General features: G+C 69.3%; 15 protein-coding genes. 4 read left to right on the top strand and 11 right to left on the bottom strand.

Going from position 1 to position 12,789, the window contains the following annotated elements; all coding sequences use genetic code 11:
* The first annotated feature begins 67 nt into the window (after positions 1-67).
* Positions 68-580: a hypothetical protein gene (locus HIR79_RS00540; protein WP_169956006.1), complete on the top strand. Its 513-nt coding sequence runs from the start codon at positions 68-70 to the stop codon at positions 578-580.
* The gene (locus tag HIR79_RS00535) at positions 577-1,170 is read left to right on the top strand and encodes an SCO family protein (RefSeq protein ID WP_169956004.1); all 594 of its coding nucleotides are present in this window, start codon (positions 577-579) and stop codon (positions 1,168-1,170) included. The genes HIR79_RS00540 and HIR79_RS00535 overlap by 4 nt, the downstream gene beginning before the upstream one ends.
* A gap of 32 nt (positions 1,171-1,202) precedes the next feature.
* Here the strand turns inward: HIR79_RS00535 and HIR79_RS00530 are convergent, their stop codons facing one another.
* The 7 genes from HIR79_RS00530 to HIR79_RS00500 form a co-directional block, all read right to left on the bottom strand.
* Positions 1,203-2,285, bottom strand: coding sequence for a prolyl oligopeptidase family serine peptidase (locus HIR79_RS00530; RefSeq protein WP_169956002.1), 1,083 nt, complete (start codon positions 2,283-2,285; stop codon positions 1,203-1,205).
* Between the two features lie 18 nt (positions 2,286-2,303).
* Positions 2,304-2,990, bottom strand: coding sequence for a BamJ family beta-barrel-assembly machinery protein (bamJ, locus tag HIR79_RS00525; RefSeq protein WP_110069036.1), 687 nt, complete (start codon positions 2,988-2,990; stop codon positions 2,304-2,306).
* Positions 2,991-3,118: 128 nt separating this feature from the next.
* A complete protein-coding gene (locus HIR79_RS00520; protein ID WP_169956000.1) occupies positions 3,119-3,562 on the bottom strand; it encodes a universal stress protein in 444 nt (147 codons plus the stop codon).
* A gap of 41 nt (positions 3,563-3,603) precedes the next feature.
* On the bottom strand, positions 3,604-4,887 hold the full coding sequence (locus HIR79_RS00515) for a TRAP transporter large permease (protein ID WP_169955997.1): 1,284 nt from the start codon (positions 4,885-4,887) through the stop codon (positions 3,604-3,606).
* 30 nt (positions 4,888-4,917) lie between these two features.
* Positions 4,918-5,505: a TRAP transporter small permease gene (locus HIR79_RS00510; RefSeq protein WP_169955995.1), complete on the bottom strand. Its 588-nt coding sequence runs from the start codon at positions 5,503-5,505 to the stop codon at positions 4,918-4,920.
* A 240-nt stretch (positions 5,506-5,745) separates the two neighbouring features.
* Positions 5,746-6,765, bottom strand: coding sequence for a TRAP transporter substrate-binding protein (locus HIR79_RS00505; protein ID WP_169955992.1), 1,020 nt, complete (start codon positions 6,763-6,765; stop codon positions 5,746-5,748).
* 91 nt (positions 6,766-6,856) lie between these two features.
* Positions 6,857-7,429, bottom strand: coding sequence for a TIGR02444 family protein (locus tag HIR79_RS00500; protein WP_249322209.1), 573 nt, complete (start codon positions 7,427-7,429; stop codon positions 6,857-6,859).
* Positions 7,430-7,449: 20 nt separating this feature from the next.
* On the opposite strand from HIR79_RS00500, the gene HIR79_RS00495 reads away from it, so the two are divergent.
* A complete protein-coding gene (locus HIR79_RS00495; protein WP_169955991.1) occupies positions 7,450-9,378 on the top strand; it encodes an ABC-F family ATP-binding cassette domain-containing protein in 1,929 nt (642 codons plus the stop codon).
* Here the strand turns inward: HIR79_RS00495 and dtd are convergent.
* The 4 genes from dtd to thiD form a co-directional block, all read right to left on the bottom strand.
* Positions 9,375-9,812, bottom strand: coding sequence for a D-aminoacyl-tRNA deacylase (gene dtd / locus HIR79_RS00490; RefSeq protein WP_169955988.1), 438 nt, complete (start codon positions 9,810-9,812; stop codon positions 9,375-9,377). The two genes, HIR79_RS00495 and dtd, sit on opposite strands and share 4 nt — an antisense overlap.
* A gap of 66 nt (positions 9,813-9,878) precedes the next feature.
* Entirely contained in the window at positions 9,879-10,484 is a 606-nt protein-coding gene (locus HIR79_RS00485) for a chalcone isomerase family protein (protein WP_169955986.1), read from the bottom strand.
* Positions 10,485-10,559: 75 nt separating this feature from the next.
* On the bottom strand, positions 10,560-11,405 hold the full coding sequence (locus HIR79_RS00480; protein WP_169955983.1) for a universal stress protein: 846 nt from the start codon (positions 11,403-11,405) through the stop codon (positions 10,560-10,562).
* 87 nt (positions 11,406-11,492) lie between these two features.
* Complete coding sequence (thiD, locus tag HIR79_RS00475) at positions 11,493-12,320, bottom strand: bifunctional hydroxymethylpyrimidine kinase/phosphomethylpyrimidine kinase (protein WP_169955981.1); 828 nt, start codon at positions 12,318-12,320, stop codon at positions 11,493-11,495.
* A gap of 24 nt (positions 12,321-12,344) precedes the next feature.
* Here thiD and HIR79_RS00470 point away from each other — a divergent pair, with 24 nt between their 5' ends.
* Positions 12,345-12,776: a YqaA family protein gene (locus HIR79_RS00470; RefSeq protein ID WP_110069027.1), complete on the top strand. Its 432-nt coding sequence runs from the start codon at positions 12,345-12,347 to the stop codon at positions 12,774-12,776.
* The last annotated feature ends 13 nt before the right edge of the window (positions 12,777-12,789 follow it).

Raw genomic sequence — 12,789 nt, 5'->3', positions numbered from 1 at the left:
CTGCCACAGGCGAATGCTGATAAGCTTACCGCGACATGTCCTCTCGTGAGCACTTTCCCTCGTCACCATGCCGACTTCTGTCTCCTCCGACCCGGCCATCTCGCGCCCTCCGCTGCTGCGGCTGCTGGTCCTCTTCACCCTGGGCACCGTGGCCGTGGCACTCTGGTACCTGACCAGCTACAGTCTTCGCGGTGACGACAATGTGCGCTGGTACGTCGAGGAGACCGGCTGCGAGCTGAGCCAGGGCCCCTGTCGGGCGCCCCTGGGCGAGGGGGCTAGCCTGACGCTGGACCTGGGGGCCGAGGGTGAGATCCGCGCCCTGGAGCTCCTGCCGATGTCGGTGGCCCTGGAGGGCGTCGAGGCGGACTCGGTGGTGGTGGACTTCATCGGCCGTGACATGGACATGGGGCTGCATCGCTATCCGCTGGCCCGTCAGGCCGATGGCGCCTTCCGCGGTGAGGGACAGATCCCGATCTGCACCGAGGCGGTGATGCCCTGGCGGGCCAGGGTGATCGTCACCAGCGGTGACCACCGCCTGGGCAGCGGATTCAATTTCGAGGTGGAGAGAAGCCGACTATGAAACGACAGGGACTCTGGGCGGGAATCGCGCTGATCGTGCTGGTGCTGGGGGTGGGCGGCTACGGCTGGTTCCAGCAGCAGTTCGCGACGAGCGGTGCGGGCAACGGCCCGACCGGCGGCCCCATCGAGCTCTCCTCGACCCACGGGGAGTTCTCCCTTGCCCAGCTCGAGGAGGATCAGCTGGCGGTGGTCTTCTTCGGCTACACCTACTGCCCCGACGTCTGCCCCATGAGCCTCGCCGTGGTGCGCCAGGCGCTGGCCGAGCTGGACGAGACGGAGCGCGAGCGGGTGGTGCCGCTGATGATCTCGGTGGACCCCGAGCGTGACACCCTCGAGCGGCTGGCGGAGTACACCGGCTTCTTCGGCGATGCCTTCATCGGCGCCACCGGCAGCGAGGCCGAGCTCGAGGAGCTCGCCGAGCGCTACGGCGTGATCTGGCGGCGGGTCGAGACCCCGGAGTCGGCCATGGCCTATACCATCGACCACAGCTCGTCGCTCTACCTGGTGGATCGCGAGGGGACCATCCTGCGGCGAGTGCTCTACTCGCCGGCGCCCCATGCCCTGCTCTCGGCCCTCGACGAGGCGCTCTGACTGGCGTCTTCGGCTGACGCTGCGACCCCGCCTCAGGGCGGGGTCGCGGCTTCCTGCAGTCGCTCGATCATCGCCATGAGGGCGCGAACCTGGGTGCCCTCCCGGGTATCGTGCAGCGGATGGAGCTGCCAGGTGCTCTCGGCGAAGCCCCACCAGTCCCAGCACCCCTGGGGGTTGGCCAGGCTGGTCTCGGCCTGGGGATAGAGCACCACCCGATCGTGGGCGGCGGCCCACTCGTTGAGGCCGCTGTGGCGCACGAAGGTCTCGCCGATCTGCTCCGCGCCCATGCCGCAGCCGTGCAGCGCGACCGTCAGTGCACAGCCCCCCTCGTTGCACGCCTCCGGCACGAACAGGTAGCCCGAGTCATCGAGCCCCTTGACGGCGAAATCGCCCTGATCGAAGTGCAGCAGGTCGCCGGCGGGCGCCTCCGGCGCCTCGTTGGCCCCCGGTTCCGCTGCCTCGTTTGTCTCTGACGGCGCATTGTGGAGCCAGGCCATCGCCTCACCGGCGAGGTCCTGGTCGCAGCCCAGCAGGTGGGTGCCGCCGCCCTGGCGGCAGTCGCCCAGCTCGGTGGCCGGGGGCGGGGTCGCCTGCTGGCCGATGGGCCAGCCGTGGCCGACGTTGTCACTGGTCACGAAGCGCAGCTGCGCCTCGGGGTCCGCCAGCCAGCCGGCGAGCTGCTCGGCCAGGGCCGCGCCCAGAGCCGGGGCGACGGTCTCGTCCGCGTTGCCATGCCAGACGAAGGCGCGCAGTTCGGCCAGGGCCTCGGCGCTGCCCACGCGGTCATGCTCGCGGTAACCGGCGAGGCGCTGCTCCAGCTCATCGAGGGGCGGCGGGCCGAGCCGGGTGGTCATGCACTGCCCCAGGGCGCGGCGCAGGGTGCCCTGGGCGCAGGACCAGGGGCCAGTGCCGAGCACGGCAAGCCCCTGGAAACGCTCGGGCCAGGCCACGGCGAGCTGGGTGGCCATGTAGCCGCCGGAAGAGACGCCGATCACGCTGGTGTCGCTCCCGGAAAGCCCCAGCCGGGGCAGCTCGGGGAGGGCGTCGGCGGCCGCCGGGGCAGCGACGAACGCCGCCAGCACAAGGCCGGCGGCGGGAAGGGAGGAAGGGATCATGGGGCTCCGGCGTCGGGCTCAGTCATCAATGACGTCGAGCAGGTCGACGCGGAAGATCAGGGTCTCGTTGGGACCGATGGGCCCCTGGCCCTGGACGCCGTAGGCCAGCTCGGCGGGGATCACGATCTCCCAGCTATCGCCGACGCTCATCAGCTGCAGGGCCTCCTGCCAGCCGTCGATGACCTGATCGACGCGGAAGCTGACCGGCTCGCCGCGCTCCAGGGAGCTGTCGAAGACGGTGCCGTCGATCAGGGTGCCTTCGTAGTGCACCTCGACGCTGTCCTCGGGGCCCGGGGTGGCGCCGTCGCCGGACTCCAGCACCCGGTACTGCAGGCCGGAGGCGGTGACCTCGACGCCCTCCGCCTCGGCGTTGGCGGCCAGGAAGGCCTCGCCTTCGGCGCGGTTGTTCTCGGCCCGCTGCTCGGCCTCGGCCTGGCGAGAGGCCATCGCCTGCTGCTGGAACTGCATCAGGGTCTCGGCCATCTCCTCGTCGCTCATCGCCAGTTCGCCACCGGCGAAGACGTCCTGGATCGCCTGGGTGAAGGCGTCCACGTCCAGGTCTCTGACGTCCTGCTGGATGCTCTGGCCAAGGGTCACGCCCAGGCTGTAGCCGAGACGCCCCTCGTCGGTCTCCGGCGCAGCCAGCGCCAGGGGGGCGGCGCCCAGCAGGGCGGTCAGGGAAGCGGTGGTCAGCAGTCTCTTCATGAACGGGCCTTGTGGTTAGGCGCGAAGCGCCATCGGTGATTGGAGACCATGGGACTCCGCGGGGGCGGGGCGGTTCCGCACGGCGATGGTGCAAGACCGGCCCGACCGCAGCCATGATACCACCTGGGTCAGACGACCAGGGTGGGACAGTGGGCGGAGCCGGCCACGCGCTGGGCCACGCTGCCCAGCAGCAGGCTCTTGTCGCCGTTGGTGCCCTGGGAGCCGATCACGATCAGGTCGCACTCCCGCTTGCGGGCGAAGCGCACGATGATGCGCGAGGGGCGCCCACCCTTGACGAAGGCGCGCAGCTTCTCGGCCGGCACGCCCAGCTCGAGGGCATGGGCCTTGGCCTGCACGGCGATCTCGGTGGCGTACTCCTTGAGGGCGTCGTCGGGGATCTCGAGCCTGTCCGGACGCACCATGGAGAGCGAGGCCTCCAGCAGGCTGTGGTGCTTGAAGACGCACAGGGTATAGAGCTCGGCGCCGGTCAGCATCTGCAGGCCGACGCCCTTCTCCAGGGCCTTCAGCGCCCCCCTGGAACCGTCCACCGGGACCAGTATCCGATTGAACATGGCGTGTCCTCTCTTGAGGTTATTGGATCAGGGGTAGTGGATCAGCGGAATGCCAGGTCGCGCAGGAACAGGGCGATCTGCGGGAACATGATGATCAGCGCGGCGGCCAGGATCAGCATGAAGATGAAGGGTGGCGTGCCGCGGATCACCTCCCAGTAGGGTCGCTTGAAGATGGCGATGGCGGTGAAGATGTCGCAGCCGAAGGGGGGTGTCGCCGAGCCTATCGCCACCTGCAGGGTGATCAGCACGCCCACCAGCACCGGGTCGAGGCCCGAGGCGGCGATGGCCGGGGCGAAGATCGGCGTCAGCACCAGGATCACCACGATGGGGTCCACGAACATGCAGGCCACGAAGAAGGCGATGGAGATGGCGATCAGCACGCCCACCGGGCCGGCCTCGTTGATGCCCACGGCGGCGAGGATCGTCTGGGGGATCTGGGCGAAGGAGATGATCCAGGAGAAGCCGTTGCCCACCGCCACCAGGATGAAGACCACCGAGGTGATCAGGCCGGTGGACTTGGCGATGGCGTAGATGTGGTGCAGCTTCAGCGAGCGGAACACCACGAACTCGAGGATCACCGCGTACAGCACGCAGGCGGCCGCGGCCTCGGTGGGGCTGAAGATGCCGCCGTAGATGCCGCCGACGATCAGCACCGGGAAGCCCAGCGGCCAGAGGGCGTCCTTCACCGAGACGGCGCGCTGCTTCCAGGTCGCCTTGGGCTCGGTCGGTACATTGTGGATGGTGGCGTAGACCACGCAGTAGGCCGAGAACATGGCCAGGATCAGCAGGCCCGGGCCGATGCCGGCGATGAACAGCTCGCCGATGGAGGTGCCGGAGATGACCCCGTAGATGATCATGCCGATGCTCGGCGGGATCAGGAAGGCGATGTCGCTGGAGTTGATGATCAGCGCCAGGGTGAAGGAGTCCTTGTAGCCCGCCTTGAGCATCCGCGGGCGCAGCGGCGACCCCACCGCCACCACGGTGGCCTGGGTGGAGCCGGAGACGGCGCCGAACAGCGTGCAGGAGGTGGCGGTAGAGACCGCCAGGCCCCCCTTGATGTGCCCCACGAAGGCCATGACCATGTTGATCAGGCGGTTGGCGGACTGGCCGCGGGTCATGATGTCGGCGGCCAGGATAAACATCGGCACGGCGATCAGCGCGGTGGGGCGGATGCCGCCCATCATCTGCTGGATCAGGGTTTCCATCTGGCCGAGGCCGCCGAAGGTCATGTAGAACCCGACGAACGCCGCCGTCGCCAGGGGGATCATCATCGGGAAGCCGAGCAGCAGCAGCACGATCATGATGGAGAGGATGATGGCTGTCATGGTGAGGTGTCCTCGCTAGCCCGATCGGGATCAGACTTCCGTTTCCGTGTCCTTGTAGCCGTCCACCACATGGGTCGAGAGGTAGACGTCGCGGGAGGTCAGGTTCTTGATGGCGGTGAGCAGGTACTGGATGCCGGTGATGGCGAAGCCGATCGGCACCCAGACGTACATCATCCACACCGGGATGCTCAGCGAGGGGAGCACGCGACCACGGCCGTAGAGGGTGGAGATGTAGCCGATCGAGTAGTAGCAGAGCACGAACATCACCAGGGCGGTGAACAGGCTGATGACGATCATCATCCAGCGTCGCCCGCCGGTGGGCACGGCGTCATAGATGGCCGACATGCGGATATGGCGCCCGTGGCGGGCCGCATAGCCGATGCCGGCGAAGGTGATCATCACGATCAGGATGCGATTGATCTCCTCGGAGAAGTGCAGGCTCTCGCCGAGGAGGAAGCGGCTCAGCACGTTGGCGATGGTGTTGATGGCCATGAGGATCACCCCCACGGCCAGGATCACCGCCTCGGTGCGGCTGATCCAGGTGTCGATGGCCCCCAGCGGGCCGGGCAGGGTCGAGCGGTAGTTCTTCTCGGCAATGTCGTCTTCGTTCATTTCCATGTCGGCGGGCTCCTCTCCATTCCCCACGCACGCTTATCACTTTCGTTCTTCGAGGGTACGCCGTCCGGCCGGACGATGCCGCCTGGGCTTCAACGCTGAGTGGCCGGGATCCTCGCCGGGTACGCGAGGTGCACGGGCCCCGCGGCGATGGCGTCGTCGTGAACCCGAGGGGGATCAACCAGAAGGGGGCAGCCTCGCGGCCACCCCCTTGCATCAGCGGTGATGACGAGCAGACGACGATCAGTCGTCGGCCATCACGGCTTCCAGGTCGGCGTGGAACTGCTCCAGCAGCGCCTGGCCACGCTCACCGGTCATCTCGATGAAGCGCTCCTCGACGCGCGGGGCGCGGTCGCGGAAGGCCTGGATCTGCTCCTCGGTCAGGCGGGTGACGGTGACCTCGTCGGAGGCCTCCTGGATCTTGGCCAGGGATTCGTCGGCCAGGCCCGAGATATGCTCGATGATGATCTCGTAGGCATGCTCGCTGGCGTCACGCACCAGCTGCTGCTCCTCCTCGGAGAGGCTGTTGAAGAAGTCCTGGTTCGCCATCATGGCGGTGGTGAACCAGCCGTGACCGGTATAGACCAGGTTCGGGGAGACCTCGTAGAGACCGCCGGACTCGATCCAGAAGATCGGGTTCTCCTGACCCTGCAGGATGCCGGTCTGCAGGCCGCCGTAGACCTCGCCCCAGGGCAGCGGCGTCGGGCTGGCGCCGAAGGCGCGATAGGTCTCGGAGAGCAGCGGGTTGGTCATGGTGCGGATGTTCTTGCCGCGCAGCTCTTCCGGGGTGGTGAAGGGCTCGTCCAGGGTGACGACCATCTCGCCTTCCGGGTACATCTTGAGCAGCTCCAGGCCCTGTTCGGCGTAGAGCTCCGGGAACATCTCGTTGATGGCCACGCTGGTGTTGAAGAACTCGATGACCTGCGCTTCGTCGGTGGGCAGCAGGTAGGGCACGAAGAAGATCTGCGCCTCGGGAATCAGCGCGCCGGTGAAGCCGGGTGACTGGTTGACGAACTGCAGGATGCCCGCCTGGGTCTGCTCCATGATGTCGTCGGACTCGCCCAGCTCGCCGAAGCGGTAGACCTGGACGGTGTTGTCGGAGTTCTCCTCGATATACTCCTTGAACGCCATCGCAAAGACGTCCTGGACATCGCCCTCGAACTCCTCGTGGGCATAGCGCCAGTTGGCGGAATGGGCCGCCGCGGACATGCCGAAAAGCAGGGCGCCGACGGTGGCCGTGGTCAACAGCTTGGTTGCCTTCATTCTTGTAGTCCCCTTACGGTTTGGATGGTCACGTTCTTGCGAAAATGACAGGCACGACACGGGCCTTTCGCTCGCACATGTGTTTTTCAGGCTAGCGTGGGGCCGGGGGAGGGTCAAGCGAGGCAATCAGCGTCTGAAGCGTTGAAAGATGGGTTTTTTTCTGCAGGAGAAGGGCACTTTCCAGGACTTTTTCGGTACTTGTGCCGGTGGTCGGAGACAGCCGCTTTTCACCCGCGAGGACCAGTCGCTCGAGTCGCGTCAGGGCCTCGCGCTCGGCCTCGAGCTCGGCGCGCTTGAGGGTCTCGCGCAGCGCGGCGACCCCGGCATCGCTGGCCGCTTCGGGCTTGAGCCGGCGGCGCAGGGTTCGCAGCGGGGCGGTGACCTCGGCCTGCCAGCGGCGCACCTCGGCCACTCCTGCCTCGGCTGCCGGGCCGGGCCGGGCGCCATGTTGCAGCAGCCAGCAGCGCCACAGCAGCTCGCAGACGTCGACGCCGGCCTCGTCCTGCAGCGCCAGGCAGGCCGCCTCGACCCCGGGGCGGGCGTAGAGGGCCAGGGCGAATGCCCACAGGGAGTGTTCGCTCAGACGGCGCCGCAGGACGGCCGTCATTTCGGTAGAATCATCGTTCATTTCATCGGTCGTCGCCGACAGGGCGGCGACCCCCATGCACAGCCCGTGGAGCCCGCATGATCGCACTGCGCCAAGTTTCCCTGCAACGCGGCACCCAGGCCCTGCTGGAGGGGGCCGACCTGACCCTGCATGCCGGTCACAAGGCGGGGATCGTCGGCCCCAACGGCGCCGGCAAGTCGAGCCTCTTCAAGCTGCTGCTCGGCGAGCTGGCCCCGGACCGCGGCGAGGTCGAGATGAGCGGCGGCCAGCGCATCGCCCACATGGCCCAGGAGGTGGAGGCCCTCGATCGCCCCATCGTCGAGTACGTGCTGGACGGCGACCGCGAGCTGCGCGCCACCCAGGCAGCGCTCGAGGCGGCCCGGGAGGCCCATGACGCCCACCGCGAGGCGGAGCTGCACGGCGCCATCGAGGCCCTGGACGGCTACAGCGCGCCGGCCCGAGCGGCCCAGCTGCTGGTGGGGCTGGGCTTCACCCAGGCGGAGCTGGCGCGCCCGCTGTCGGACTTCTCCGGCGGCTGGCGGATGCGAGTCAACCTGGCCCGCACCCTCTTCATGCCTTCTGATGTGCTGCTGCTGGACGAACCCACCAACCACCTGGACCTGGACGCCCTGCTGTGGCTGGAGCAGTGGCTTGCGCGCTACCCCGGGACCCTGCTGCTGATCTCCCACGACCGCGACTTCCTGGATGCGGTGTGCGATCACATCGTGCACTTCGACCGCCAGAGCCTGGTGCTCTACCGCGGCAACTACTCCACCTTCGAGCGTACCCGGGCCGAGAAGCTGGCGCTGCAGCAGGCCGAGGCGGCCAAGCAGCAGGCGCGGCGCGAGGAGATCGAGCGCTTCGTGGCGCGCTTCCGGGCCAAGGCCACCAAGGCGCGCCAGGCCCAGAGCCGCCTCAAGATGCTGGAGCGCATGGGCGATATCGCCATGGCCCACGCCGACTCCCCCTTCCACTTCACCATTCCCGCCTCCGACAGGACCTCACACCCGCTGCTGGTGCTGGACGAGGCGCGGCTCGGCTATCGCGACGAGGCGGGGGAGGCGAAGGTCCAGCTCGACCAGGTCAGGCTGACCCTGCTGCCCGGCCAGCGCATCGGCCTGCTGGGACCCAACGGGGCCGGCAAGTCGACCCTGATCAAGTCGCTGACCGGCGAGCTGGCGCTGCTGGCCGGCAAGCGCATACCCGGCGAGCACCTGGCCATCGGCTACTTCGCCCAGCACCAGCTCGAGGGGCTGGATCTCGCCTCGACCCCCTTCATGCACGTGCAGCGGCTGACGCCTGCGGCCAGCGAGCAGGAGATCCGCAACTTCCTGGGCGGCTTCGGTTTCCAGGGCGACGACGCCTTCGGCGAGGTGGGGCGCTTCTCCGGCGGCGAGAAGGCGCGCCTGGCGCTCTCGCTGGTGGCCTGGCAGAAGCCCAACCTGCTGCTGCTGGACGAGCCCACCAACCACCTGGATCTGGAGATGCGCGAGGCGCTCACCGAGGCGCTGGCGGCCTTCGAGGGCACGGTGATCATCGTCTCCCACGACCGCCACCTGCTGCGCGCCACCGTGGACGAGTTCTGGCGGGTGGCCGACCACCGGGTCGAGCCCTTCGACGGCGACCTGGAGGACTACCGGGCCTGGCTCAAGGCGCGCCTCGAGGGCGAGCGCCGCGAGGCGCGTGCCGACAGGGGCGAGGAGGCGCCCAGGGAGGATCGCAAGGCGGCAAGACGTGCCGCCGCCGAGCTGCGCGAGAAGCTGCGCCCGCTCAAGAAGCAGCGCGACCGCGCCGAGCAGGCCATGGAGAAGGTCCAGGCGGAACTGGCCGAGGTGGAAGGGCTGCTGGGCGACGCCGCGCTCTACACCGACGCCGCCCGCAAGGCGGAGCTCACCGCCACCCTGGCGCGCCAGGGCGAGCTCAAGTCGCGCCTGGATGACCTGGAGGCCGAGTGGCTCGCCGCCGAGGAGGCGCTGGAGGCCATGGAGGCGGAGCTTGGCGGCTAGCTCTCCAGCAGGAAGGTCACCGGCCCGTCGTTGACCAGCGAGACCTCCATGTTGGCGGCGAACTCGCCGCTCTCCACCCGGGGCCAGGCCGTCTCGGCGCGTGCCAGCAGGTAGTGGAACAGCCGGTGGCCCTCGTCGGGCGGGGCGGCGCTGGAGAAGCTGGGCCTGAGCCCCTTGCGGGTGTCGGCCGCCAGGGTGAACTGGGAGACCAGCAGCAGCCCGCCGTCGACCTGCTGCAGGTTGAGGTTCATCTTGTCATCGGCGTCGCCGAACACCCGGTAGTGCAGCAGCTTGTGCAGCAGCCGGTCGGCGGCGGCCTCGTCGTCGCCCTTCTCCACGCCCACCAGGGCCAGCAGGCCCTGCCCGATGGCGCCCACGGTGCGCCCCTCCACGGCCACGCTGGCCCGGGTGACCCGCTGGATCAGTGCCTTCATCTCTGCTCTCCCCGATGATCCATGACCGTTGCCTGACTGGAAGCAGCGAGCGTAGCACGCGCCTGCTCAGCGGCGCCCCAGCAGGGCGTCGCGGAAGTCGTCCCGCAGCGGCCGGTCACCCAGCCAGATGCCGAAGAGCGCGTTGGCCAGCGCCGGGTCGTCACTGGTATGGAGCGTCTCGCCATTGAGGGCCAGCCGCAGGGCCTCGCCGTTCCAGGTCAGGGCGTAGCGGTCGCCGGGCTCGACGCTGCGATAGGCTCGGTTGAAGGCATTCAGGGCGGGCAGCAGCTCACCGTAGGCGGCGTCGCCCAGGCGCTCGCGCACGCTGTCGCGGGTGGCGGCGGCGAAGTCATCGGCGGCGATGGCGTGGAAGTACTCGAGCTCCAGCCGCCGCGGCACGGCCGACAGCGGGGCCGGCTCGGGCGCCTCGGGGGCCTGGTAGTAGGCCCCGGCATAGGCGGTCCAGATCATGTAGCGGAACAGGCCGTGGCCGATCAGGCGGTAGGCCTGGCCCGACTCCTCCAGCGCGGTGGCGAACTGCACGCCCCGCACCTCCACCGTCTGGGTGGCGTCGGCGCGCAGCGGCAGCCAGGTCAGCAGCAGGGCGAGCAGCAGGGCCGCCAGGGGGGCGGGGATGCCCCGAGCCAGGGCGGGACGGGCAGGACGATGCATGGGGAACCTCCGGCGATGGGTCTGCGGTCATGTACAGACTTTATCATCGCGTAGAGGTTCTGTATCGAATACTGCCTACCAGGCGCGGCAGAGCATGATGTCGCAATGGGGCTCGGCCAGCAGCTGCTCGGTGATATGGCTCTGTCGGCCCAGCTGGCCGCGGCTGCCCAGGGCCAGCAGGTCCGGGGGCTGGCGGCGCAGGCGGGTCATCAGCACCTCCAGAGGGTCGCCCTGCTCCAGCACCAGCTCCAGCTCCGGCACCCTGTCGAGCTCGGCCATCAGCTGTTCGGTCTCGCGCTCGAGCTGGGCACGCAGCCGCGCCACCTCGCGGTCCCGCCAGCGGGCGTAGTCGCCGTCGGAGCCCAGCTCCCGCTCGCCGGGAATGTCCCAGGCGTGGAGCAGGGTGAGGCGTGCCTCGGGAAAGCGCTTGAGGGTCTCGCGCAGGGTATGGCGGGAGGTCAGCGAGAAGTCCACCGGCACCAGGATATCGCGCCACTCCTGGCTGGCCAGGTGGCTCACCGTGAGCACTGGGCAGGGGGCGCTGCGCAGCACCCGGGCCAGGGTGGTGCCGGCGACGAGGTCCGGCTGGCCGCGCTTGCGGTGGGCGCCGAGGACGATCATGTCCACCTCGCGTTCGTGGGCCTCGCGGATGATCTCGGCATAGGGAGAGCCGGCCACCGTCTGCAGCAGCATCTGGGGCTCCGGGAGGGCATAGTCCTCGCGGATATCGGTCAGCATCGCCTGCATGTCGGCCACCACCGCCTCCTCCAGGTCATGCAGCACCCGCCGCGGCAGGTAGGGGTCGAGCACATGGATCACGTCCAGCCTGGCGCCCTGTTCGCCGGCCAGGCGCAGGGCCCGGGCGAAGGCGGCGCGGTTCTCGGCCGAGAGGTCGCAGGCGAACAGCAGCGTCTGGGTCATGGTGGCGGTCTCCGCTTCCCGGAAGGTGGGACCTTCAGGATGGGAGGCCGGCGCCGCCCCTGCAAGGAGCAAAACGCCGGATTCGCCCTACCACCAGGCGTGGAAGTGGTGCACCGGGCCGCGCCCTTGACCCACATCAAGGCGCCGGCTCGCGGCCAGGGCCGCGCCCAGCCACTGCTTGGCGCCCGCCACCGCGGCCGGCAGGGCCTCGCCCAGGGCCAGGCGGGCGGCGATGGCCGAGGAGAGGGTGCAGCCGGTGCCGTGCAGGTTGGCGGTGTCGACCCGGGCGCCCTCGATCCAGTGGGTCGCCTCGTCGGTGATCAAGAGGTCGGGGCACTCCTCGCCGGAGAGGTGGCCGCCCTTGAGCAGGGTGGCACCGGCACCCAGCGCCCGCAGCGCCGGCGCCAGGGCCAGCATGCCGTCGCGGTCGTCCGGCACCGGGGCGTCGAGCAGCACCGCGGCCTCCGGCAGGTTGGGGGTGACCAGGTCGGCCAGCGGCACCAGCACCTCGCGCACCGCGCGGATGCCGGCATCGTCTACCAGGATGTCGCCGCTCTTGGCCACCATCACCGGGTCGAGCACCACCCAGCGGGGGCGGCGACGGGTCAGCGCCTCGCGGATCACCTCGGCCACCTCGCGGCTCGCCACCATGCCGATCTTCACCGCGTCGATGCGTACGTCGTCGAGCAGGGTCTCGAGCTGGGCGGCGATGAACTCGGCGGGCACCGGGTGCACGCCGGTGACGCCGCGGGTGTTCTGGGCGGTCAGGGCGGTGATCACGCTGGTACCATAGGCGCCCAGCGCCGAGAAGGTCTTGAGATCGGCCTGGATGCCGGCGCCGCCGCTGGGGTCGGAGCCGGCGATGGTCAGCACATTGGGAATCACGCGCGTGGACGGGGCGGATGCGTCGGTCATGCGGTCACCTGAGAAGGGAAGAGAATGCTGAGTCTGTTCGTGGTGGCCCTGGTCAGCGCCACCCTGCTGCCGGGGGGCTCCGAGGTCTGGCTGGCGCGGCTCTGGTGCCTGGGCGAGCCGGCCCTGATGCTGTGGGCGGTGGCCACCGCCGGCAACACCCTGGGCAGCCTGATCAACGTCTGGATGGGGCGCTATGCGCGCCGCTTCCAGGACCGGCGCTGGTTTCCCGCCTCGCCGGCGGGGCTGGCCCGGGCCGAGCGCTGGTACTTCCGCTTCGGCGAGTGGAGCCTGCTCTTCTCCTGGGCCCCGGTGGTGGGCGACCCGCTCACCGTGCTGGCCGGCGTCTTCCGGCTGCCCTGGTGGCGGGCCATCCTGCTGATCACCGTGGCCAAGGGCGGGCGCTACGCGGTGGTGCTGCTGCTCGCCCACCAGTGGCTGGCGCCGCTTTGCCAGTAAGCCGGCAGGAGGC

Source organism: Halomonas sp. PGE1 (genome assembly GCF_013000985.1).
Taxonomy (GTDB): Bacteria; Pseudomonadota; Gammaproteobacteria; order Pseudomonadales; family Halomonadaceae; genus Halomonas; species Halomonas alkalicola.
Note: the sequence above shows the minus strand (reverse complement) of the source record. Positions and strands in the feature narration are given on the sequence as shown.

Excerpts from the sequence above, each read along its gene's own strand:
- HIR79_RS00535 (WP_169956004.1), top strand. The coding sequence starts at position 577 with ATGAAACGACAGGGACTCTGGGCGGGAATCGCGCTGATCGTGCTGGTG.
- HIR79_RS00510 (WP_169955995.1), bottom strand. The coding sequence starts at position 5,505 with ATGGAAATGAACGAAGACGACATTGCCGAGAAGAACTACCGCTCGACC.
- HIR79_RS00500 (WP_249322209.1), bottom strand. The coding sequence starts at position 7,429 with ATGGGGGTCGCCGCCCTGTCGGCGACGACCGATGAAATGAACGATGAT.
- HIR79_RS00485 (WP_169955986.1), bottom strand. The coding sequence starts at position 10,484 with ATGCATCGTCCTGCCCGTCCCGCCCTGGCTCGGGGCATCCCCGCCCCC.
- dtd (WP_169955988.1), bottom strand. The coding sequence starts at position 9,812 with ATGAAGGCACTGATCCAGCGGGTCACCCGGGCCAGCGTGGCCGTGGAG.
- HIR79_RS00540 (WP_169956006.1), top strand. The coding sequence starts at position 68 with ATGCCGACTTCTGTCTCCTCCGACCCGGCCATCTCGCGCCCTCCGCTG.
- bamJ (WP_110069036.1), bottom strand. The coding sequence starts at position 2,990 with ATGAAGAGACTGCTGACCACCGCTTCCCTGACCGCCCTGCTGGGCGCC.
- HIR79_RS00530 (WP_169956002.1), bottom strand. The coding sequence starts at position 2,285 with ATGATCCCTTCCTCCCTTCCCGCCGCCGGCCTTGTGCTGGCGGCGTTC.
- thiD (WP_169955981.1), bottom strand. The coding sequence starts at position 12,320 with ATGACCGACGCATCCGCCCCGTCCACGCGCGTGATTCCCAATGTGCTG.
- HIR79_RS00520 (WP_169956000.1), bottom strand. The coding sequence starts at position 3,562 with ATGTTCAATCGGATACTGGTCCCGGTGGACGGTTCCAGGGGGGCGCTG.
- HIR79_RS00495 (WP_169955991.1), top strand. The coding sequence starts at position 7,450 with ATGATCGCACTGCGCCAAGTTTCCCTGCAACGCGGCACCCAGGCCCTG.
- HIR79_RS00480 (WP_169955983.1), bottom strand. The coding sequence starts at position 11,405 with ATGACCCAGACGCTGCTGTTCGCCTGCGACCTCTCGGCCGAGAACCGC.
- HIR79_RS00470 (WP_110069027.1), top strand. The coding sequence starts at position 12,345 with ATGCTGAGTCTGTTCGTGGTGGCCCTGGTCAGCGCCACCCTGCTGCCG.
- HIR79_RS00505 (WP_169955992.1), bottom strand. The coding sequence starts at position 6,765 with ATGAAGGCAACCAAGCTGTTGACCACGGCCACCGTCGGCGCCCTGCTT.
- HIR79_RS00515 (WP_169955997.1), bottom strand. The coding sequence starts at position 4,887 with ATGACAGCCATCATCCTCTCCATCATGATCGTGCTGCTGCTGCTCGGC.